Here is a 22,118-nt window from a genome sequence, read left to right as displayed (position 1 = left end):
AACGGGAGCAGGTTGATCTGCTCCCGATTTTTTATGTTTTATGCATACACACGAATCTCATAAACCGCCGCAGATGGATCCCCGTTCGTCGCTGTCACCGTCAAACGAATGCGATCACTCTGAATGGCTTGATCCAAAGTATGTTTAACTAAACGTTGGTAATTCCCCTCAACATGAACGATTGTAACCCATTGTTCTTGCACATACGCTTCGATCGTATAGTTCTTAGGACATTGCGGATCACGATAGAAGGGTTCATACCGATGGTATTCTTGAAGCAAATGCCCAGGGAATGTGGCATGAATCTCACGAATCATTTGCGGTTTCGCCCATTGTAACTGCACAGATTGTGGCAGTGGCTGCACCGGATCAGACATCCACAAGTTGGTGTATTGGTGTGGACGTGTTACGCCATTGCCGACATTGCTTGCACCATAGCATTGTTGAGCTGGTGTAATGCGGTAGCTGAGCGTGCCTCCATCATTCAGATAGCGACGCATTTTTCCGCTCCCCATGTCGTATGCAGAAATGTGACCTGGCAGGATACGGTTAGCCGAATGCCATTCGACAGATGGATTTGCACCCAGTTGTAGTTGAATGAAACGGCTGTTAACAGAAGGATCTTGCCAATTCAGCGGCCATTCCACCCACACATGTTGGCCAACCGGAACTGTTAAAGTCGTTTCTGCATAAACGACACCCGTGTCTGTTCGATAATCCCAAATGTGATCTACTGGAATTAGTTTGGCTGCTACCTGTTGGGGACGATCCGTATTGTTGCTCAAACAGACAGAAATGGTTTCGATACGGCCTTCCTCGATTGCAATCCATTGCCCGCGTTTAAAGGTAAGCGGCTCAGCCTGTTGTTTTCTAGCTTCTTGAGCAACTCTGGAACGGAAGCCGAATGTGAAATCATGGCTTTCGGGTCCTACACCATGAATAGATGCTGTACTGCTGGAACTAAACGTGGCTTGTTTAGTAAGATCATGAACATCCTCATTCTTGTAGTTTGGAAGGAAACAACCATCGCGAAGCAGTGTTTGCTGCAAATTCACGATATGTTCGCCAGACATGTCAGATAGATTCAATTGGTTTCGCAACGCGTAAGCAGCGCCAGTACCTGCTGCCTGCCCCATCAGGGCTGTCGTTGACATGACACGGACGGTTCCGAGCGCAGCGTGGGTAACGCTGACGTTGCGTCCTGCCATCATTAAGTTGCTAATATCTTTACTGACCATGATTCGGAATGGAATACCGTAAGGACCGCAGTAGCTTTTCTGCGCATACTCACTAGTTTCGTTATAACCTTCAGCGCTAGCCGGCTCTGCTGTTGGAGCCAGAAGACCTCCAGGTGTGTGAAGATCGACGAACCAGCCGCCATAAGCGATTTCGTCCTCGAATACTGTACGGTTTTGGATATCATGCTCGGTCATGAAGTAACGGCCCATAATGCGGCGGCTCTCTCGTTTACCTGGCACTTGACCAATCCAATCAAGCGCAAGATTCGCGGTTTGTTCCTTCAGAAGCGGATCGTGATTTTTCATCCAATCCCAAATGCCTAGCGTGTGTCTAGTCAGCTCGTGACGAATGTTTTCATTGTCGTAAACGGTGTTATAGGGAACCCCGATCTCAATCCACCAGAAACCTGATTCTGTATCATAAAAAGTGCGGCCTTGCTTATAGAAATAATCAGCATCTTCGTGATGGATAGCCCAGTCAGGCGCTTTGAAAGGTACAGGGCGTCCCATATCCTTGGCACGGAAATGGATAGAATTCCCCATGGTATCGGAATTTGCAACAAGCGGAGCATGAGGTTCGTTGAACTCGTCTCGGCCTTCGGAGCCCCAACGCCATTCGCAGCCGGCCATGTCAGCAAGGATTCCGTCGCCTGTACAGTCGATGAAGATATTTCCCTCGATTTCAAGTTCCGTTTCTGCATTTGCTATAACAGCCTTAATGGAGGTGAGCTTACCATCTGTCACTTGTGCGCTGTTTACGGAGGTGTTCAAATGGAAACTCAGATTTGGCGTTTTTACAGCCATGTCGTACATCACCATATCCCAAACGCTATTCGTCCAACCGTTTTCACGGATTTTCTCATGATTGACAGCACGTTCTTCAATAAGCAGCTCAGATATAATACCTGTTTCTCTTCCATAGGCATGAAAAGCAGCAGCGCCGTGCGGAGTTACTCGAATTTCAGATGAACTGTTGCCTCCAAAAACCGGTCTATCTTGAATAAGACAAGTCTTTGCACCATTTCTTGCGGATGCCACAGCGGCACAAAAACCGGCGAGTCCTCCACCGCAAACGACAACATCAAAAGCTTGTTGAATAGATTTCATTATAATAGCCTCCTATAAATTTACTCGAGTAAATTCCGTTTCATGAGCACATTGTAGCATCCTATTTATTGCTTGCCAAGTGTTTTTTAAGTATAATTTACACGAGTAAAAGAAATCGGGGGGATCCTTGAATGGCTAGTCGACAAGAAGTAGCTGAACGTGCAGGTGTCTCCGTTGCCGTCGTATCTTACGTGCTGAATGGCAAGACCAACGTAAAGTTGGAAACACGTGAAAGAGTTCTGGCTGCAATGAAAGAGTTGGGCTATGAACCTAACTTATTGGCTAGAAGTTTAAAAACGAAGAAGACAGGACAATTGGCTGTCTTGGTTAACTATCTGGGGAATCCGTTCGAGGCTGGATTGTTATTACACATTGAATCCGCCGCGAGAGAAGAAGGGTTTCTGGTGTTTTTCCAGAGCTATACGTCTGATACCGAAGAGCAACTAATTGCATCACTACGTGGGCGAGTGGATGGTATTATTTTGCTCGGTCAGCAGCTGATGACGGAGACTTACGACCGTATTCTGGATTGGGAAGTCCCTGTATTATGTGTGACAAAAAGTCCGGATGCCCAAGAAAAGAATATTCCATATATTGATGTAGACTGGTCTGTTCTTTACAGGCAGGTTATTCAACACTTGAAGGGCAACGGGCATGCCAAGATTGGTTACATGACAGATGCCGAATCCTCCTGCTACCATGTGAATAGACTTCAAGTCTTTCAGGAGGCTATGCTGGCAGAGGGGTTGGAGCTGCAACAAGAAGTTCTGCTCAGCGGAAGAGGACGATTAGAAGATGCGTCTGAGTCCTTTCATAGGTATGTGGACAAGCAAGCTGCAGGGCTCCCTTTCAGCGCAATCATCTGCTCCAATGATTTGATGGCAGCAGGGGTTCTAGATGTTTGCAAGAAAAAGGGGATTCGGGTTCCTGAGCAATTAGCCATCCTCGGTTCAGAGGATATTTTGATGACTACGCATACCGAACCTAAATTAACGGTCATTCATTACCCACGGGAAGAGGTCGGGAGAATGGCGATGGGCATGATGAAGGCATTAATGGACAAGCAACCGGTGGATTCGCGTACAATTGCTGGACACCTAGTGATTCGGGGCTCGAGTTAGCGCTTGGCCGAGGGTATTATGCCATAGGACAGTGAACCACAGTGCAGGCACTGTGGTTCACTGTCCTATATTACTGTGGAGAGAGATGAAGCTTGAAGTCCATATTAAAAAACAGTGAAAAATTTAGCTAGCTTTAACGCATCCAGCTCCGCGTGTATGGCTCCGTACTGTTGTCCGACTTCAATCCACGATTGTAAGGCTTGGATCGAAACGGTATAGTAGCCATTCAAAATACGTGCTACATCTTTTTCCACAATCATCGCCTTCGCCGAATTGGATAATTTTCTCTTTTGAGGAAATACTACACCACATTAAAAGCGAAGGTGTGAAGCCTATTCATGAGTTTTAAAAAAATTTCGATTATACAGGCATTTACACTACTTATTATTACAACCGCGGTGACGAATCAAACAATTATCATCCCACTCGTTCTCGGGGTTACTAAGCGTGACGCTTGGATTAGCGTGTTGCTGTCAGCCGCTCCTGGTTTAATCTTAATTGTGGTAATGAAGTTCATTATAAATACGACTTCGAACGAATCGATCGTCGTATGGGTCCGAACCCATTTTGGCTCCTTCGCTGGATGGTTAATCGTGCTGCCATTCCTGCTGTATTTGTTAGGTACCGGTCTCGTTACCTTGAAAGACACAACCAATTGGGTCGATGCAACCTTCCTGCCCGAAACGCCGCGTTTTGTCATTGCCGCTTCACTGACGCTGCTATGTTTCCTTGCAGCGCGTGCTGGCTTTTGGTCAATTACCGTGTGTGCAGGTATTCTGCTTCCGTTTTTTATTATGCTTGAAATTTTTTTACTGTTTGCAAATTTACAATATAAAAACTATTTCTATGTGATGCCCGTTTTGGAAAATGGATTTGGCCCTGTCATGCAAGGCACCGTGTTTTCGACGCACGGCGTGCTGGAAATCGTTATCTTATTATTGATTCAGCAGCATTTGAAGCAGAAAGTAAAGACTTCTTTTTTATTTGTTTATGTGATCGTCTCCATCGGGCTGATCTTAGGAACGATGGTCGATATAATTATGAATTTCTCACCGAATGAGGTAGCGATTCAGCGTTACCCGACATTCGAACAGTGGGGACTTGTATCACTTGGTAAAAACATCTCCCATCTGGACTTCCTCTCGATTTACGAATGGCTAAGCGGCTCTTTCATCCGAATTTCACTTTGTATGTATTTAATTCCGGAAATGATGCAATTGAAGAGCCGGATGTCAAATAGTATAGCTCTCATCGCTTTAACTTTCATTATGCTGATCGTACCGCTGTTCCCTATTAGCGATCCAACTTTTGTGAAATTATTGCGAAATTGGTATTATCCTCTTGCTTTAGCACTTATTACATGTGTAATTTTGTTATTGATTCTATTTGCGGTTATTTATCGTGTGAGAGGAAGGGGACGTGAAGGCCATGCTACAAAACCCAATACGACCCATTGAGCGAACACTGCAGCAATTATTCGGGAGTTGCGCAGATGTTATCTTTCACCGGGTACAGGTCGTCCAAGAACACGGTGATTGGGGCGTGCTATTTATTTATTGCGAGGGCTTGTGTGAGAGCAAGCTAATCGACCAATTGGTCATTCCCCAATTAGAAAAACTGCCTCGTGCACGGGTCGAGTTGGGAATGCTGGGTAATTTGTCACTTGTGAATATTGAAGCAGATGCCCGGCAAGTGGTGGATGCCATTTTTTCTGGTCAGCTGCTCCTCTTACTCGATGAGTACGATTCGCTGTTAGCGCTGAACCTGTCCAATCCTCCGCAGCGGCAGCCGGAGGAGTCGAATACGGAGGTTTCGGTAAAGGGTCCGCGCGACGGTTTTACGGAACAGATCCAGACGAATATCGCATTAATTCGGAAAAGACTGCGCACTGAAACTTTGAGCTGCGAAAACTATATTATCGGACGGCGCAGCCGCACAAAGGTAACGTTGATGTTTGAGCGGGATATCATAAATCCTCAAATTCTAGAGACTGTACGAAATAGATTGCAAAACATCGATGTGGATGCTCTGGTGAGCAGCGAAGAGCTGGGAGAGCTCATCTCCGATTCTCCGTTTAAGTTGTTTCCGCTACTTGATTATATAGGGCGGCCGGATTTTGCCGTCGAGGCGCTCCTAAGGGGCCGATTTATTATCCTCGTCGACGGAACGCCGATGGTGCTAATAGCACCGACAACGCTGTCAGCACTTCTTAAAACGCCTGAGGACATTCATGCCTCGTTCTTATTTGTGGCTTGCGAATCACTGCTGCGGTATTTAGGGCTTTTTTCCGGGATCTTCCTCCCTGGGTTCTATATTGCACTAACTTCATTTCATTTTGACCAAATTCCAATCACGACTCTGGCGACGATCCTTAACGTACGGAAAGGTCTTCCCATCTCGGCGCCTCTTGAAGCTTTTCTGATGCAAATTACATTCGAGCTGTTCCGCGAAGCGGGAATAAGGCTTCCCAAAGGCGTTGGACAAACAGTCACCGTCGTCGGCGGGCTGTTCATCGGACAAGCCGCGATCGATGCGGGACTGACGTCCTCGGCGATGCTGGTGGTTACGGCAATGTCCATGGTCTCTGCGTACACGCTTGTCAATCAATCGCTCAGCGGATTAGTTACACTGCTTCGCCTGTTTGTATTGGCTTGTTCGTCTTTTTTGGGTATGTACGGTTTCTTTTGGGCAATGTTTGCCTTATTGATTTATTTGTCGAAACAGGAATCTTTCGGTGTGCCTTACTTGGCGCCGATATCACCGCCTGTCTTAAAAGACATACTGATGGCGCTAATAACGAAACCAAGGTCGCTCGTGCGAACTCGGCCTTTGATTTATAAACCGATTGATGACATGCGCAAAGGGGATAAAAAATAATGAAGATAAGCATCAGTACGGCTTCCTGTCTGCTGGTGACATGCTTGCTTCTGACAGGGTGCTGGGATGTAAAAACCTTATCCGAGTACAATTTCGTGACTTCCCTAGGTATCGACTATGCAAAAGGTAAGTACATCATATATACGGAACTGACGAATTTTGGGCAAATGGGTAATCAGGAGCAAGGAGCGTCCAGTGAGAGATCGAAGATGTGGATTGGGAAAAGTGAAGGTGATACGTTGTATCAAGCGATTACTGAACTCTACAAAACGGCGCAGCAAAACCTATACTGGGACCACTTAACAACGATTATTTTTAGCGAAAGTGTGCTTCAAAAAAATATAAGCAGCTTTATAGATTCCATTCCCCGTTTTCCACAAATTCGATATAAATCCTGGGTATTCGGCACGAAGGAACCAATTAATGAGTTGTTTAAATACTCGACGTTTTTCAATCTTTCACCGATCTCCAATCTCGTTCATAATCCGAAAGTTCTGAACAAACAATTGTCCGTTATACAGCCGGTCAGGTTGAGCACCGTGCTTGCCAATGATGGAGAGACGGGGCAAACCGATCTTATTCCGTCTTTGACAATAAATAAGAAAGATTGGGAGGACACGGAGAAGCCTCAGCCTGTCATTCAAATGAATGGAGCCTATGTACTAAATCAAGGTAAAGCAAAGAATAAATTCACGGAGAAGCAGCTGGGTGGAGTCCGCTGGACAGAGCCCAAAGCAAGACGCAATTTACTTCCTATTAGCCGCAATGGAAAAAAAATCGCGATGATTTCCATTTATAAGCCGAGGAAACAGGTGAAGGTGACATTCGATCAGGGGCAGCCTGTGTTTTCAATGCATCTAAAGTTCTTGGGAATTGTGGATGAAATACTAGACAATTTGACCGTTCAGCAGCTGGAAGAATTGGCTAAGAAAGAGATCACAGATGAAGTGCAGCAAACGTTCCAAACCGGCATCTCCAATCAAATAGATATCTACGGGCTTGAGCAGGTGTTGTACCGAAGTCATCTTGCTGAATGGAAAAAGCTCAAAGCAACCGCTTCTGGCGAAGAGCAGCTCATAAAAGAAGGTGCGCTTGGCACTGTGAACGTTGAGTTATCTATTTCGCATTCCGGTATGTATGACTTGGCGCCTTACCAAGAAACAAAAGAAACAGAAGATCTCAATAAAGGGATGCCGGCAATTTCGGCCAACTAATGAGAAATATCCAAGCACTTTAGTATTCAATACGTTAGCAACTTGGGAAACGTTGTATCCGGTTCATGACGCCAATGATCAAAGTTGGATAAATAAGGATCTGCAAAGCTCCTTATTTCTATTTAAAATATTGTTTAGGCGTCTGGCCATAGGTTCGTTTGAAAATGCGTATAAAATAGCTGGTCTCCATCCCCAGTTGCTGGGCCACCTTTTCCACTGTAATAGAAGGGTTCTCTTCAAAGAGTTGAACAGAACGGCGCATTCGGATTTGTTGGATATAAAGCATAGGGGAAATACCATAAATGCCTACGAACAGACGGTGAAAATGTTGAACAGAGTAACCGACGGCTCTAGCCAAGTTGGATAAATGCAAGCGTTCATTATAGTGATCATGTATAAGTTTGATCGCTTCTTGAAGAGCAGCATTGGAATGCCCGATTGGTTTAATTCGCTGCTTGATTTCTTGATTAGATTGTCCTTCAAGGACGGACAGCAGGAAATCATACATTTTTCTAGACGCTTCCCAGTAACTGCTTTCGCCATTTAAGTTGATAAGCTGCCATATGGATTCAAGTTTATTCCAATACTCCTGGAACTGAGTTTTCTTTAATACCGTGGGCTTTTGGTGGCCAAGGTGCTCGAGGATCGAACTCGCTGTGGAGCCGCTGAAAGCCACGAAACCCAGCTCCCAAGCATCTTCAGATTGATCAGGAAAATATTCATGAGGTACACCTGCCGGAAGGATGAGCATGGTACCTGGCGTCATCACCATATCGCGAATACCCTCTATACGAAATATTCCTTTCCCGCGTCGACTTAAGAATATTTGATGAGTTGGATACCCATCTGGTCTTAGAAGATGCTTTTGCTCATGACTGCCAACACAATACACATAGAGAGGCAACTTGTTCTCCAGCATAGCAAATTCAGCTAAAAGGAAAGGCATCATACTCTCCACCACCTATGTTCATATTGTACGATTTTTAATCTCATAATTTCTATTATTCTATCAACTCTTTGTCCTATAATCAAAATTAATAAGAGAATAAGACAATTATGAGGAAGAGAGATGATATGAAAATGACTCGCAAATTTCAACCCATTAGCAATAAGCTGCCCGTCATGATGCACGGCGCTGATTATAATCCAGACCAATGGCTTCACGACCCACAGGTTTTGGAGGAAGATATTCGCCTAATGAAACTAGCTGGCTGCAATGTGATGGCGATTGGTATTTTTGCTTGGGCGGCATTAGAGCCGGCTGAGGGAACCTTTACTTTCGAGTGGATGGATCGTCTACTGGATACATTTGCTAAGAATGGCATCTACGCATGGCTCTCAACGCCTAGTGGAGCGCGTCCAGCATGGATGTCGGAACGCTATCCAGAAGTTAGAAGGGTAGAGGCGAACCGTGTACGCAATTTGCATGGCCTTAGGCACAATCATTGCTTCACCAGTCCCATCTATCGGGAGAAGACGAAGATGATAAACAACAAGCTTGCTGAACGGTATGGTCAGCATCCTGCAGTCATCGGCTGGCATATTTCCAATGAATTTGGTGGAGATTGCCATTGTGGGTATTGTCAGGATGCCTTCCGGGAGTGGCTGCAGAAGAAATACGGCTCGCTGGAAGCATTAAATGCGGCATGGTGGACTTCATTCTGGGCGCATACTTACACGGATTGGCAACAGGTCGAATCTCCAGCACCTCATGGTGAGTATATGGTTCATGGGCATAACCTGGATTGGCGTCGATTCGTTACGGACCAAACGGTAGATTTCTGCAAGCACGAGATTGATGCGGTTCGTGGATCAAATCCTGCTCTTCCCGTAACAACGAATATGCATATGATTGAAGGTTTAGACTATCGCAAGTTTGCGGAAATATTGGACGTTATTTCGTGGGATGCCTATCCAACTTGGCATGAAGGGCAGAATAACAGCCAATTAGGAGCTTCCGTTGCTTTCTATCATGATCTGTTCCGCTCGCTGAAGAAGAAGCCGTTCCTGCTGATGGAAAGCACACCTAGTCTTACGAACTGGCAGTCGGTTAGTAAGCTGAAACAACCAGGTATGCACAGACTGTCCTCCCTTCAAGCAGTAGCGCATGGCTCGGATTCCGTGCAGTATTTCCAATGGCGCAAAAGCAGGGGATCCAGTGAGAAATTTCATGGTGCGGTCGTTGACCATTGCGGGCATGAACATACACGTGTGTTTAAGGATGTAGCAGATTTGGGACAGACCTTATCCAATGTTACAGAAGTAGTAGGCACCACGACACCTTCGGAAACAGCGATTCTGTTTGATTGGGATAATCGTTGGGCAGTTAAAAATGCCCAAGGACCGCGCAATATGGGCATTCATTATGAGAAAACCATTCTTGCCCATCACCAAGCGTTTTGGGAACAAGGTGTATCGGTCGACGTAATTGGCTCGGAGGATGACCTATCTGCATATAAGCTAATAGTTGCGCCTATGTTGTATCTTTGCCGTGAAGAAACGGGTCGTAAACTCGAAAGGTTTGTAGAGCAAGGCGGAACGCTGGTAACGACCTATTGGTCTGGTATTGTGAACGAGCATGATTTGTGTCATCTAGGCGGATTCCCGGGACCTCTTCGGAAAACGCTTGGCATTTGGGCAGAAGAGATTGAAGGCTTATACGACCATGATCGCAATTGCTTATCCATGTTACCAGATAATCAGCTCGGGCTAGCGGGGACTTTCGAGTCACATGAGATCTGCGAACTAATCCATACCGAAGGCGCAGAGGTGTTAGGTGTCTATACGGACAGCTTTTATGCTGGGCAACCAGCTCTTACGGTAAATCGTTACGGAGAAGGGAAAGCCTATCACATGGCCACGCGGTTAAAGGCAGATTTTCTTCAAGCATTTTACTCGAAAATTATTGAGCAAACTGGTGTTGCTAGAGCGATGAATACGTACCTTCCTCAAGGAGTAACAGCTCAGGTGAGAACGGACGGATCAATGGATTATGTATTTATCATGAATTTCAGCGGACAAACCGAACATATTACTCTTGATGACAGCTACTATTCGTATTTGGAATCGAATGCATCGGTAAAAGGTGTTATTGAACTGCCGGTTAATGGGATTGTGCTGCTTAAACGTAGCAAACATGCAAAATTAATGGCAAGCATCCATTCTGATAGCGGCGCTAGGCTGGAGTGAACAAAATAAGGTAAAATGGGAAGTGCGTGACACAGATGCTTCTACACAAGCGTTTTATGATTTGATTAAGTCCAACGATGCCAAATCGCTGCATGGTATTTTCAGTGGGCATGTGCATTTTGAACACGAAGAACGCATATCCGGAGAACTAAGGCAATATGTAACAAAGCCTGGTTAAGAGGGCTACGTGCGAATCGTGCAATTGGTGTGAGGAGGCCCGTCATTGAAGGCTCTAATTATTTCTGATATCCATGCTAATATTTATGCTTTAGAAGCGATTTGGAAACATGAGAAAGACAGCGAGATCATTTATTGTGCAGGTGATTTAGTGGATTATGGGCCTTATCCGAAGGAAGTGCTGCAGTGGGTAAAGGCGCATAAAGCTCTGTGTGTAAAAGGGAACCATGATGAGCGTGTAGCTGCCTTATACCGAAATCAAGATCAATTGTGGAATGTACCGGATGAAGAGCGAACCTGGGCGCATGACAACGCGCAGAAGCTCAGTGAGACGGAAATCGAATTTTTGGAAAAACTGCCATATTCCTTGGCTTTCACTATGGATTCCATTGGGTACAGTATGCAGCATATGTACAATAATTACGAGACTATCCCCAGTCTCCATCAGTATTACAGCTTTTGGGACAAGCAGACCGATGAGCCGGTCCGGAGCATGCAGCAGAAGCGAATGATTTTTGGCCACACGCATCGGAGAGTCATCCATTACCTGGACAACCATGTGCTTTGGATGAATCCAGGAAGTGTTTCGTATCGTAGACCTGACGATCCATGCAAGGAAGCACATTATATGACGATTACCGACGGCCGTATCGAAATGAAAAGCTTAGAATACGATCGTACTCCGCTGCTGCAGGCGACCTTGTCCACCAAGCTGAAGCAGCGAGGCGAGCTTGACGTAGCGCTTGTCTTTTTCGGGTAAGATGAGCTGAAGGGGTGAAAATGATGTGGAATCCAGACGATTATTTGAAGTATGTATACGATGGCATTCAACCTTCCCACAGCTTCAAAGGACAGTCGATGGCCGAATGGCGGCAATGGCGGAACGAATTTAGGAAGCATTTTGTTACACTGTTGGGCAGTTTCCCGGAGCAGTCTCCGGAGCTGTCCCCCCAACTATTAGAATCGGTGGATTGCGGAGATTATACGAGACAACGGATCCAAATTCAGACATTCGAGCGGTTATTCATGCCCGTATATGTGCTTATCCCTAAGCAGAGAGATGCGAAGCGAAGAGCTGTCATTGCCTTGCACGGTCACGGTTATGGCAGCAGGGATATCGTTGGGCTGAACCCCGACGGTTCCGACAAAACAGGAGAGGCTGGCTATCAGAACAATTTTGCCGTTGAGCTGGTGAAGAAAGGGTTCCTCGTTGCGGCGCCGGAGCTGTTCGGATTTGGGGACCGGAAGTTGACCGAGGACAAAAATGATCCAAACTCATGCAACCGTATCTCAAGCTTTTTACTGTCGGTCGGCAAAACGATGGCATCTTACCGTGTGTTTGAAACCATGCGTTGTGTGGACTATCTACAAACTCGTGACGATGTCGACGCGAAGAGGATCGGCTGCATGGGCATCTCTGGCGGCGGATTAGTCTGTTCGTATTTGGCCGCCGTTGACGAGCGAATTTCAGCTGCTGTCGTTAGCGGGTTCGCGAACACGTTTCAGGCCAGCCTTTTCTCCGTCCGTCATTGTATCGACAATTATGTGCCGGGACTTTCCTTAGCGGCAGAGATGCCTGACGTACTTAGCCTAATTGCGCCGCGTCCTTTACTTATCGAAGCTGGTAAAGACGACCGCATCTTCCCTGAACACGGAACTCTACAAGCTTACGAAGCGCTCAGCAGGGTTTATTCCCTGCTGGAAGTAAGAGATCGGCTAGAGCTGGATCTATTTGACGGGGGGCATGAAATCTCTGGGCAAGTGGCCTATGATTGGCTGGGTCGTTTGTTATAGTCGGAAAACAGCACAATCTTGTATATATTCAGCCACTCAAAGTATGTTTCTAATCGAGTCACGCCTCTATAATTAACCTATGCTACATTGTAAGTGCTTACATTTACCTATCTCCGGAGATTTTGTGACAGATACTGCAGCGTCTGTCACGATAGAAACAACCCAAAAGGAGAGTGATTTTTTATGAATAATGTTGTTAAAGCATCTAAATGGTTATGTTTCATATTCGCACTTGCTGTTCTTGCACCGTGGTGTACCTTCTCGAACCCCTCAACCGCTTCGGCGGCAACGGGGTCCCTGAAGGTACATATGCTGTCGCACGATGACGGACGCAACGACTCTTTTATATTCGAACTCCCTAACGGCGAGGTGATGGTGCTTGATAATTATGACAGCAGCGCCCTCATTACTAAGCTGGGCAGTCTGGGCATATCGGAGGTGCAATATGTGGTTGGGACGCACCGCCATGTCGATCACATTGGCGGCTTGGACGACTTCATTAACAGCGGCTTCACGATTGACAATACGAAGATATATTACCCCGATGGCGATATCAATAAGCTGTATGCCAACTATACGAATCTGGTGAGTGCTGCCACTAGCAAGGGCTTGTCGGTTGACTATTTATTGGACGGCGACTACATTTTGAATACCACGTATAATGGCAAGCCGCTCGTGATCATGGCTCTCGGTCCGTTATATTGGAGAGTGAACGGATACAACCAAGATACCAACGATTTTACGGTTGCTAATGATGCTTCACTTGTGTTGAAAATCACTTATGGCAACAAGTCCATCCTTATGATGGGAGATGCCAAATCGACGGTCGAGTCTGATTTAATGGCCTACCGTAATAGTTGGTTGAACGACATTCAAGTGCTGAAGGTCGGCCATCACGGAATCAAGGATGAAGGCGAATGGGCCGCCAGCGATGCATTCCTGGATAGACTAGGGGTTAATAAAGCATTAATATCGAACGGTACGCATGATATCGCCGTTACCATCGTCAACAATTTGCAAGAGCGAAACATTAAATATTGGTCGACTGGGCAGAACGGTGTGAAAGGTCCCGATGTGATGATTTCTACCGACGGGACAGCCGATTGGACTAGCGCATCCACACCATATTGGCAGTACGGGAATACGGGGACGACGTACTACTTTATTGAGCATGTGGGAGATACTGCAGACACGAATGGTTTGCGCAGGTTGTGGAACAATCCCGCTGATGGAACAGACGTATCTATTTTCGATGCAGGGAAAGGTTACTATGAGATGAGATGGCAGTTGATTGATGCCGGCAGCGGGTATTATTATATCCAGAATATGGCCAATGGCATGAGGCTGTATGCGAAGTCAGACGGATCGGATGACGTATATATGGTATCTGGCAGCAATACAAGCGACAACGTGAAATGGCAATTGAACGCATATGACGCAACGTGGAAATATATTGATAATAAAGCGATTAGTGATCGCAAGCGATTGCATGCAAAAGTGGAAGAAAGTTGGCTTGTCAGATTGTCGAGCACAGTGTATACAGGCTATAATTTACAGTGGAAGTTTGTTCCTGTTCCGTTAGGTTCTTAAATGGACATGAAAAGGACGCCGCAAGGCGTTCTTTTTCATGTTTCGTGCAAAATAGCAGTTTTCGTTGTAATAATAGCATTCTACAACAGTTACTGTTCACAGGATTCCAGTATAATAGAGGTATGCCTAGTGATGTTCCAGTGCGTATATCCTATAAAATGGAGGCATTGAATGTTCGAATCGCCGAAAAGAAAACCTCCCGGAGTCCTCTCGACAGATATTTACCGCAAGGAGTTCGGCTATCATGTCTATCGTTCGAAAGGGACGAGAGATTGGCAGATGATATTTACTTTATCCGGTGTTGGCGTCGTCAATAACGGCTCGAGCCGCTTTATTTGTGAAGCAGGAGATTTAGTCTTGATATCCCCAGGTACAGTGCACGATTACTATACGGCGGAAGGATCAGTTTGGGAGAAGATGTGGTGTCATTTCACACCGAGTCCTGATTTTTTTGAATGGTGGAGTTTTTTGGGGAACTTCAGAGGGATGCATTATTTTCGATTAGAACAAAATTATGTAAAGAACGAGATTCATGATGCGTTTGAACGGTTGATTTCTCATAATCAATCCCAAAGCCCATATTCGGAAAAGCTTGCAGTTCATGCGCTAGAAGAGATCCTTCTATTGATCGCCCAACATCAACATGCCACCGAGTCGGTTAACTTTGATCCGCGAATTCAAGAGTTAGTCAGATATTTGGAACAAAATTATAGGCAGAGAATTGATCGTGACCATCTCGCGCGCATAGCATGTTTGTCACCATCTCGGCTCACGCATTTATTTAAAGAAAGCGTTGGCCAATCTATCACAGATTTTCTTATGAACTACCGTTTGAAACAGGCTGCGCATATGCTTAATACGACAGAGAGATCCATTCAAGACATTTGTTTAGAAACCGGGTTTAATTGGCCAACGTTTTTTACTCGCAAGTTTATTGCGTTCTACGGAGTTAGTCCCGGCTTGTTTCGCAAGAGATGCAGAGGCTATGACGCAGACATTAATACTAATTTGGCTAAAATGAAATAAAACTCCCCGCAGCGAGCTGCGGGGAGTTAAATGGACTGAGATTAAACTTAATTTTTGTATTTGTCCAGCGTGTAATTTTGGGACGGGCTCCAATTTGTAAAGATCCAATCCTCTTTTTTCGCACCGGCTACCGATTTTAAAGCATCTTCCAAAAACTGCTGCTGCTCGGTTGCATAAGTATTCATATATTTGTCGATATCCATCTTTTTTCCACTTAAATACTCTTGCACGGTTTGTCCCAACGGTTCCGTTGACGTTTTGGTCAGCAGCTTGATTTTCACTTCGGTATCGACTGGATTTTTAAGTGAGGGAGATGGCTGCATCTTCACAATATTGTCGTACAACTGGATCAACTGCTTAAACTCTGGCTTCATCTCAATATTAGTTAATTTGTTAATGGAAGGTATGGGGGTTAAATCGATCGATTTCTCCAACAACTTCGGATAATAATGTTTGCTGAGATATTCAAACCACTTGATCGCTACATCGGCACTTTTCGATTTTTTAGAGACGACAAACGCATTGCTAGAACCGCCTTCTACTCCCCAGTAGGCAGGTGTGCCTGTTTTCGAAGGTAGTGGTGCCAAGCCAAACTCTAGTTCCGAATAACTTTCTTTCATCCACATGAGCCGCCAGTGCCCGTCAAATAAGAAAGCCGCTTCATTTTTTCCAAATTGCGCAGCAGCATTCGGACGTTCCATGATAACGAAGTCAGGGTTGATGACTTTTTCATTTTTCAATTTTTCCAAAAATTTAAGCGCTTCCAAAGCTGGTGCCGCCGTAAAGGCATTCCCGGTTTTCCAATTAAACAGCTTGCCCGGGAGTGACTCCATGTAAATGCCGCCACCATCCACTGTTGTGGCGAGCTGGGCAACGAGACGTTCTGCGAACCAGCCCGATTTCAAAGTGGTTGTGGCTCCATACACTTTTCCCCCGCTCTGTTGCGTAACTTGTTTGGACTGTTCAAAGAATTGCTCCCAAGTAACAGGGGGGCTATCTGGATTGAGCCCTGCATCCTTCATGACTTTTTTGTTATAGAACATGATGAGTGGTCCACGTATGAACGAGCGGTCTGGCCAGCCATACACCTGACCTCCAAGGGTCGTACTGCCCTCCCACCAAGCAGAAGGATCGAACTGTTTGAGGAACTCATCTTTGAATGGAAGAGGCTGGATCAGCCCGAGTTTATTCAACTGAGCGAGCGATATGGCGTAATGTGTTTGAAAAATATCCGGTAATTGGTTGCCGGATATGGCTGCTTGAAGTGACGCTTGATATTGACCGTCTGCAATCGACACTATTTCTATGCGATTGCCGGTTTCTGCTTGGAAGCCATTTGCCGCATCATTGAGAATTTCTAATGTTTCAGGGGTCCGTACCCACATGGTTAATTTACCAGGTACTTTCTTTGTTTCTGTTATCGATTTGTCCGCCGAGTCTCCCATATGAATGCCCAGACCGCTGCAACTTGTAATCACAATGCTCAAGACGAGCGCTGCAATGACACCAAATAGGGAAGAGCATTTCGACTTATGCAGTCTCATACAGTTAGCTCCTTTATAAATCTCTGTTCACTCATTAGATTGGGATTCGAGTGATGTTTTTTTCGAAATTTCCCAGGGCTTACTCCGAAAAAAGCTTTAAACGTCTTCGTGAAATAGTCAGGTGAACTGAATCCGACACTCTCGGCGATTTCATTAATCCGTAACGGCGTAAATTGCAGCAATTCGGTCGCATGGTGCAGCCGCATCCTCATTAATGTTCCGATGATGGAGTCTCCTACTTGTTGCTTGAATAAATGGGCAAGACGAGAAGGGGACAAGTGTACTTTCTTGGAGAGATCTGTAACGGTATGATCCTCGGTCAAGTTTTGAGAAAGATAATTTAGAACGACTTGTACCCGCATATCTAACGGTACTTTTAATGCTTGTGGCGATTGAATCCAGTTGGAAAGAGAACTTCCATGATTCGGATCAAATTTTTCTAATTTATCATTGCGAAAAGCAAGTGCGATATAACTAAACCCAGCCTGTTTGGCTTCCTCCAACATATCCATCCACGTATCCTTGCTATGACTTTTGGATGTCGAAGTATCGATCAACCAAAAATTGCGATCCGAGGACTTTACAGCATCCAGTCGTTCCAAGTTCAAACTCATGAGAGTGTCACCTTTGCCTTTCTAATAGAGACTTGTTGCTCATGATCAAATGTAACCCCTTACAATTTACTTTCTTCTTTATTGTAAATTTTAAGAGCTGCATTTGAAACCGTGGAATGCTTTGCAAAGAAGGGGATTTTTTTTGCATGTCGGATGAATTCTAATCTAACTTATCCGTAAAGAGGGTTTTTCGATATTCCTGTGGGGAAATTCCACAGTGCTTTTTGAACACTTCAGTAAAATAACGATGATCGAGGTAGCCGACTGATTCCGAAATATGAGATATTTTTAACACAGGTTCGCCTAGAAGCTCTCTGGCTTTGTTCATTCGCAGTCCTGTCAGATATTTGATGAAGGTGAGGCCTTCTTCGGAGTGAAACTTCCTGCTGAACGCTGCTGTGTTCATCTGAACTTGCTCGGCTACTGCATCCAAGGTGGCCACATCTATGTGTGCTGAAACCCACTCTTTTGCTAACGAGATCAAGCTTTGCGGTTCTTTTTCTTTCGAGACAGTTTGTTCCTCGGACTTCTCGTCCAGTTGTTGCCGAAGTCGGTTGATTACGCGGAGAATTTCCGTGTCTTCCAGTGGCTTGAGGAGATAATCGAACGCTCCCAGTTGAAGCGCTTTGCGTACATATTCGAACTCTGTGTATCCTGTGATCAGAACAACCTGGATATGCCCGTGATCCTTCCGAATCTGTTCCAGAAATAGAAGACCGTCCATCCCCGGCATTCGTATATCACTAAATACAACATCCGGTTCCAGCCTTTCGATCTCAAACAAGCCCTCGATCCCATTTGACGCAGTTCCGACAACTTGAAGATCACCGAATGCTTCTATCCGCCTGATTAAGCTTTCCCGAAATAATCTCTCGTCTTCCACGACAACAACTCGAATCATCCTGGATCCACCTTTCCAACTGGTGATGTTTCTATGTATAATGGGGGCACATTTTAAAATAGAGGAGAATAGATATGCATTTGCCCGTGCGATTCAAGCAATTAGCTTCGTTGCTCTTTAGCTCATTATCAGGACGGATGTTCCTAATGAGTTTATTGCTAATCTTATTTCCCCTAACAATCACTGGTGTTTATGGTTATATCACGTATTCAAAAAATATGGAAGTAGCCACACATCAATATTCCCAGCAAATTCTTGAAAAGTTGCGTCAGCAAGTCGATGATATGTTCCAACAAATCGATGACACGCTGGTAGTACTTTGGATTCAACCTGATTTGCAGAACTTGATCAAGGAGCCCCCGCAAGAATGGCGGAATCATCCAGCGGAATACTTCAATGTATCTAAACTTATCAATAATCTTTTTGGCTGGAAAAAAGGAAATAGGGGTCTGTTTATTGCCACGTCTGAGGGCGGATTGCTCCACGAGTTGACGCAAACTGCATTGAAATTTGGTTATGACTTCACCAAGGAGCCTTTCTTTGAAGCATCTAAAACAACACGCCCATTTTTTATATCAGGTCCACATCCCCAAAATTACACAGATAATTCTCCTGTCTTTTCAGTGACTCGACCACTGCTTGAGTTGCCGAATTTCGAATGGCGGGGAGTCATTCACTACGATTTGGATGTTCAACAAGTGTATCGGTTGTTCGACTCTATCGAGTTAGGACTAAGTGGGAGTGTGCTTGCGATAAATCCGGAAGGACAAATGGTGTATCAGCCTGAGGGGATTGCGATTGGTGATTTATTGCAGCTTCCGAATTGGGAGATGATTCGTTCCACCGAGCAAGGCAGCTTGGTGGCGGATATTGATGGGGTCCCGAATTTGATTGCGTATGAAACCTCCCTTCAAAGCGGTTGGAAGTTTATCGGCATTGTACCCGTTCATGAAATGAACAAGGGAGCGATCCATGTAAAGAATGCGATTATTAAGATTGCCATTTTGAGCATTCTCATAGGGTTTGTGGTTACATTTCAGCTAAGCCGTATCATCTTAAAGCCGTTGCACCAACTGAATCGCGCGATTGGCAAGCTTGCAAGAGGTGATTTCTCCGAGAAGATTCGCATTCCTCGATTGAGGGATTTACACATGGTAGTAAACAAATACAATAACTCTGTAGAAAAGCTTCAGCAGCTGACGGATGAACTCTATATTTCAAAGTTAAAGCAGTTGGATGCCGAGTTGGCCGAGCAGGGAATTCGTCTGAAGCATCAGGAATCCCAATTAAGAGAGCGAGATGCCGAGCTTACCCATCTTCAAGCGCAGATCAATCCGCATTTCTTGTACAATACGCTATCCTGTATAGACAGCATGGCCGAGGCCGATCAATCTCCCCGAATTCAAGAAGCTGTCGGACACTTGTCCCGCATTCTGCGCTACTTGGTAAGAGAAGGACCCTCAGAAATTCCTTTTTACGAAGAGTGGAAATATGTAGAGGCATTTATCGCCATCCAAACATTCCGTCATGCGGAAAGGATTCGGGTAGATGTTGATATCGATAGCGAGACGATGAATGCAGCCGTACTCTGTCTCACTATTCAACCGATCGTTGAGAACGCTTACTTTCATGGAGTTGAGCAGAAAATGGGAGAAGGGAACATTCGGATCCGTGCGGCTGTTCGTGAAGAAAGACTTATGATCCGAATCGAAGATGATGGTCTGGGTATGACGGAGTTCCGTTTGCAGGAGCTGCAACAATTTATTATGAATAAGGGCATCTTAGTGCAAAATGCTGCTGGCAGCATCCGATATTCCGGCTTATATAATGTGATCAGGCGGCTGAATCTGGCCTACGAAGAGCAATGTAGTATCCAAATTTGCAGTGATGAAATGGCAGGAACATCCATTACATGGAGCATCCCCTACAAAAAAATGGACGATAGAGAAAAAGAAAAACAGCAGAATAGTAAAGGTTTACTAGCAGAATAAGCGCTATTTTTGCAATAAACCCCGTTGATATAATAATTTCAAATTCCAAGATTACCAGGCATGCTTGTTGGAATTTCAAATCATGATATGGGGGACATGGAATGAAAAAAACGTTAATTAGCATCATGGCTACATTTCTAGCGGCAAGCGCTCTTCTGACGGGATGTACCAGCGCAACCGATTCGAATCAGAAAACACCAGAAGCAACGAACAGCAGCGCGAACAAAGGTGGGGAAGCAACGAAGGAAGCAACGAAAGAAAAAGTGACACTTGTTTTGTGGAACCGCATTCAGACGGATCTATTTGACAGAACAGTTGTTGAGTTTCAAAAGAAATATCCGAATATCACCATCAAGGTGGAGAATTTACCTTCGGCCGGGGCAGATGTTCCGCAGTATCAAGCGGCAATTACCAGTAATGAATTGCCGGATATGTTCGTCAGGCCTACGGGTTATAGCCTTACCCAACTCGTAGCACTAGATAAGCTTCATGATCTGGATGAAGTATTTCCCGCTAATATACAGAACCGATTCACGGATGGGACATTCGCAGAAGGGATTAGTAAGGTTGGAGGAAAGGTGTTCCAATTTCCGTTGTATTCCTCCCTGCACGGCACGCTCGTGATGTATTACAACAAAAAGTTATTTAATGAATTAGGATATAAGGAAAGTGATATCCCGAAAACGTGGGATGAGCTTAATGCATTCGGGAAAAATATTCAGCAAAAATCGGGCGGTAAGAAGTATGCGTTGGTTTTCGGGGCGAAAACGAACTACATGTCTACCTTCCTGGTGAATCAATTATCGCCGCCGTTGTCTCCTGAAATGGGCTGGAATTCCATGAATTACCTAACTGGACAATACAATTGGAATACTTCGGGCATGAACGAAACGATGAAATATCTCAAGGACGCCTACGATTCGAAGGTTCTTCATCCTTCGACGATCGATGCGGATACAGGTAAGTCTTATACATTGATGAAAACCGGAGAAACAGCCTTTGTGTTCGGTGGTAACTGGAGTGGAGGCGCTCTTGCCGATCCGACCGGAAGCTCAGCCCAATTCACGAATAATGATTGGGGAGTAGCTCCAATACCTACGAAAGATGGAAAAAATTCACTTACCTACTTTGAAGGTGGATCCGGTGAATCCCTATCTGTTGCGAAGACTACAAAGCATTGGCCTGAAGTAAAGTTGTTCCTGGAATTTGCGAGGGAATTTGTTTATGCGGACATCGTTAAGCAGGGTGGAACATTGCCATCAAGACTTATGGAGGATATTAAGGGTGTAGAGCCGCCTTTCGAGCAATATAAGACTATTGCTGATTTGATGGTGAAAACCAAGGTACTTACGCCAAGCGTTTACGATCGTAATCCTGGCATCGTCGATGTTATGACGAAGTTTGAAAGCTACAAGCCGCGTGAGAATGTCGGAACGATATTGCTCGGCTACATGTCAGGTCAATTCAAGGATGTATCAGCTGAACTGAATAAGTTAACAGTTGGGTTTAACGGGGCACTTGATAAGGCAATCGGTGAAACGAATGGAAAGGTGAAGAAATCGGACTTTATTTTCCCAGATTGGGTGCCGGGAAAAGCGTATAAAAAGTAGAGTTCGTAGGTCATCAGCGAGACACGGCGAATAATGACATTTGAAAGTAATTATATGTATCGGAGGCACGCCGTGTCTCCTTTTTCAGTTTTCATACATCGAGTTCCGGGGGCTGTGACATGGAG

18 protein-coding genes are annotated in these 22,118 nt (G+C 45.1%); 12 read left to right on the top strand and 6 right to left on the bottom strand.

Annotated features, from left to right (window positions below):
- Nucleotides 1-38 precede the first annotated feature (38 nt).
- A complete protein-coding gene (locus AC58UX_RS08145; RefSeq protein WP_497251273.1) occupies nt 39-2,345 on the bottom strand; it encodes an FAD-dependent oxidoreductase in 2,307 nt (768 codons plus the stop codon).
- A 131-nt stretch (nt 2,346-2,476) separates the two neighbouring features.
- On the opposite strand from AC58UX_RS08145, the gene AC58UX_RS08140 reads away from it, so the two are divergent.
- On the top strand, nt 2,477-3,466 hold the full coding sequence (locus AC58UX_RS08140; protein WP_497251271.1) for a LacI family DNA-binding transcriptional regulator: 990 nt from the start codon (nt 2,477-2,479) through the stop codon (nt 3,464-3,466).
- Nucleotides 3,467-3,570: 104 nt separating this feature from the next.
- Here AC58UX_RS08140 and AC58UX_RS08135 read toward each other — a convergent pair whose 3' ends face one another.
- Nucleotides 3,571-3,720 carry a hypothetical protein gene (locus tag AC58UX_RS08135; protein ID WP_497251269.1) on the bottom strand — a complete coding sequence of 50 codons (150 nt, stop codon included), beginning with the start codon at nt 3,718-3,720 and terminating at the stop codon, nt 3,571-3,573.
- A gap of 84 nt (nt 3,721-3,804) precedes the next feature.
- On the opposite strand from AC58UX_RS08135, the gene AC58UX_RS08130 reads away from it, so the two are divergent.
- The 3 genes from AC58UX_RS08130 to AC58UX_RS08120 are packed head-to-tail and all read left to right on the top strand — an operon-like array spanning nt 3,805 to nt 7,557.
- On the top strand, nt 3,805-4,923 hold the full coding sequence (locus AC58UX_RS08130) for a GerAB/ArcD/ProY family transporter (RefSeq protein WP_497251267.1): 1,119 nt from the start codon (nt 3,805-3,807) through the stop codon (nt 4,921-4,923).
- Entirely contained in the window at nt 4,895-6,343 is a 1,449-nt protein-coding gene (locus AC58UX_RS08125; RefSeq protein ID WP_497251265.1) for a spore germination protein, read from the top strand. The genes AC58UX_RS08130 and AC58UX_RS08125 overlap by 29 nt, the downstream gene beginning before the upstream one ends.
- Entirely contained in the window at nt 6,343-7,557 is a 1,215-nt protein-coding gene (locus AC58UX_RS08120) for a Ger(x)C family spore germination protein (RefSeq protein WP_497251263.1), read from the top strand. Before AC58UX_RS08125 ends, AC58UX_RS08120 begins: the two co-directional genes overlap by 1 nt.
- Before the next feature lie 118 nt (nt 7,558-7,675).
- Here the strand turns inward: AC58UX_RS08120 and AC58UX_RS08115 are convergent, their stop codons facing one another.
- Complete coding sequence (locus AC58UX_RS08115) at nt 7,676-8,506, bottom strand: AraC family transcriptional regulator (RefSeq protein ID WP_497251261.1); 831 nt, start codon at nt 8,504-8,506, stop codon at nt 7,676-7,678.
- A 131-nt stretch (nt 8,507-8,637) separates the two neighbouring features.
- Here AC58UX_RS08115 and AC58UX_RS08110 point away from each other — a divergent pair, with 131 nt between their 5' ends.
- From AC58UX_RS08110 to AC58UX_RS08085, 6 genes are all read left to right on the top strand, one after another.
- A complete protein-coding gene (locus AC58UX_RS08110; RefSeq protein ID WP_497252119.1) occupies nt 8,638-10,746 on the top strand; it encodes a beta-galactosidase in 2,109 nt (702 codons plus the stop codon).
- Between the two features lie 22 nt (nt 10,747-10,768).
- Nucleotides 10,769-10,924 carry a hypothetical protein gene (locus AC58UX_RS08105; protein ID WP_497251259.1) on the top strand — a complete coding sequence of 52 codons (156 nt, stop codon included), beginning with the start codon at nt 10,769-10,771 and terminating at the stop codon, nt 10,922-10,924.
- 45 nt (nt 10,925-10,969) lie between these two features.
- Nucleotides 10,970-11,683: a metallophosphoesterase family protein gene (locus AC58UX_RS08100; protein ID WP_497251257.1), complete on the top strand. Its 714-nt coding sequence runs from the start codon at nt 10,970-10,972 to the stop codon at nt 11,681-11,683.
- Nucleotides 11,684-11,706: 23 nt separating this feature from the next.
- Nucleotides 11,707-12,717, top strand: a complete 1,011-nt coding sequence (locus AC58UX_RS08095; protein ID WP_497251255.1) for an alpha/beta hydrolase — start codon at nt 11,707-11,709, stop codon at nt 12,715-12,717.
- Nucleotides 12,718-12,900: 183 nt separating this feature from the next.
- Nucleotides 12,901-14,307 carry a hypothetical protein gene (locus AC58UX_RS08090; protein ID WP_497251253.1) on the top strand — a complete coding sequence of 469 codons (1,407 nt, stop codon included), beginning with the start codon at nt 12,901-12,903 and terminating at the stop codon, nt 14,305-14,307.
- A gap of 171 nt (nt 14,308-14,478) precedes the next feature.
- Nucleotides 14,479-15,333 carry a helix-turn-helix domain-containing protein gene (locus AC58UX_RS08085; protein WP_497251251.1) on the top strand — a complete coding sequence of 285 codons (855 nt, stop codon included), beginning with the start codon at nt 14,479-14,481 and terminating at the stop codon, nt 15,331-15,333.
- A gap of 47 nt (nt 15,334-15,380) precedes the next feature.
- On the opposite strand, the gene AC58UX_RS08080 is transcribed toward AC58UX_RS08085, so the two are convergent.
- The 3 genes from AC58UX_RS08080 to AC58UX_RS08070 form a co-directional block, all read right to left on the bottom strand.
- Complete coding sequence (locus AC58UX_RS08080; protein WP_497251249.1) at nt 15,381-16,877, bottom strand: ABC transporter substrate-binding protein; 1,497 nt, start codon at nt 16,875-16,877, stop codon at nt 15,381-15,383.
- Complete coding sequence (locus AC58UX_RS08075; protein WP_497251247.1) at nt 16,874-17,491, bottom strand: helix-turn-helix domain-containing protein; 618 nt, start codon at nt 17,489-17,491, stop codon at nt 16,874-16,876. The genes AC58UX_RS08080 and AC58UX_RS08075 overlap by 4 nt, the downstream gene beginning before the upstream one ends.
- Nucleotides 17,492-17,651: 160 nt before the next feature.
- Nucleotides 17,652-18,392 carry a response regulator transcription factor gene (locus tag AC58UX_RS08070; protein WP_497251245.1) on the bottom strand — a complete coding sequence of 247 codons (741 nt, stop codon included), beginning with the start codon at nt 18,390-18,392 and terminating at the stop codon, nt 17,652-17,654.
- A gap of 74 nt (nt 18,393-18,466) precedes the next feature.
- Between AC58UX_RS08070 and AC58UX_RS08065 the strand changes: the two genes are divergently transcribed.
- Complete coding sequence (locus tag AC58UX_RS08065; RefSeq protein ID WP_497251243.1) at nt 18,467-20,383, top strand: cache domain-containing sensor histidine kinase; 1,917 nt, start codon at nt 18,467-18,469, stop codon at nt 20,381-20,383.
- 101 nt (nt 20,384-20,484) lie between these two features.
- Nucleotides 20,485-21,993, top strand: coding sequence for an ABC transporter substrate-binding protein (locus tag AC58UX_RS08060; protein ID WP_497251241.1), 1,509 nt, complete (start codon nt 20,485-20,487; stop codon nt 21,991-21,993).
- The last annotated feature ends 125 nt before the right edge of the window (nt 21,994-22,118 follow it).

Source organism: Paenibacillus sp. J22P90, assembly GCF_059692195.1.
Note: the sequence above shows the minus strand (reverse complement) of the source record. Positions and strands in the feature narration are given on the sequence as shown.

Bases quoted from the DNA above. Each gene is read 5' to 3' on its own strand.
- AC58UX_RS08145 (WP_497251273.1), bottom strand. From the start codon at position 2,345: ATGAAATCTATTCAACAAGCTTTTGATGTTGTCGTTTGCGGTGGAGGA.
- AC58UX_RS08140 (WP_497251271.1), top strand. From the start codon at position 2,477: ATGGCTAGTCGACAAGAAGTAGCTGAACGTGCAGGTGTCTCCGTTGCC.
- AC58UX_RS08130 (WP_497251267.1), top strand. From the start codon at position 3,805: ATGAGTTTTAAAAAAATTTCGATTATACAGGCATTTACACTACTTATT.
- AC58UX_RS08125 (WP_497251265.1), top strand. From the start codon at position 4,895: ATGCTACAAAACCCAATACGACCCATTGAGCGAACACTGCAGCAATTA.
- AC58UX_RS08120 (WP_497251263.1), top strand. From the start codon at position 6,343: ATGAAGATAAGCATCAGTACGGCTTCCTGTCTGCTGGTGACATGCTTG.
- AC58UX_RS08115 (WP_497251261.1), bottom strand. From the start codon at position 8,506: ATGATGCCTTTCCTTTTAGCTGAATTTGCTATGCTGGAGAACAAGTTG.
- AC58UX_RS08110 (WP_497252119.1), top strand. From the start codon at position 8,638: ATGACTCGCAAATTTCAACCCATTAGCAATAAGCTGCCCGTCATGATG.
- AC58UX_RS08095 (WP_497251255.1), top strand. From the start codon at position 11,707: ATGTGGAATCCAGACGATTATTTGAAGTATGTATACGATGGCATTCAA.
- AC58UX_RS08090 (WP_497251253.1), top strand. From the start codon at position 12,901: ATGAATAATGTTGTTAAAGCATCTAAATGGTTATGTTTCATATTCGCA.
- AC58UX_RS08085 (WP_497251251.1), top strand. From the start codon at position 14,479: ATGTTCGAATCGCCGAAAAGAAAACCTCCCGGAGTCCTCTCGACAGAT.
- AC58UX_RS08080 (WP_497251249.1), bottom strand. From the start codon at position 16,877: ATGAGACTGCATAAGTCGAAATGCTCTTCCCTATTTGGTGTCATTGCA.
- AC58UX_RS08075 (WP_497251247.1), bottom strand. From the start codon at position 17,491: ATGAGTTTGAACTTGGAACGACTGGATGCTGTAAAGTCCTCGGATCGC.
- AC58UX_RS08070 (WP_497251245.1), bottom strand. From the start codon at position 18,392: ATGATTCGAGTTGTTGTCGTGGAAGACGAGAGATTATTTCGGGAAAGC.
- AC58UX_RS08065 (WP_497251243.1), top strand. From the start codon at position 18,467: ATGCATTTGCCCGTGCGATTCAAGCAATTAGCTTCGTTGCTCTTTAGC.
- AC58UX_RS08060 (WP_497251241.1), top strand. From the start codon at position 20,485: ATGAAAAAAACGTTAATTAGCATCATGGCTACATTTCTAGCGGCAAGC.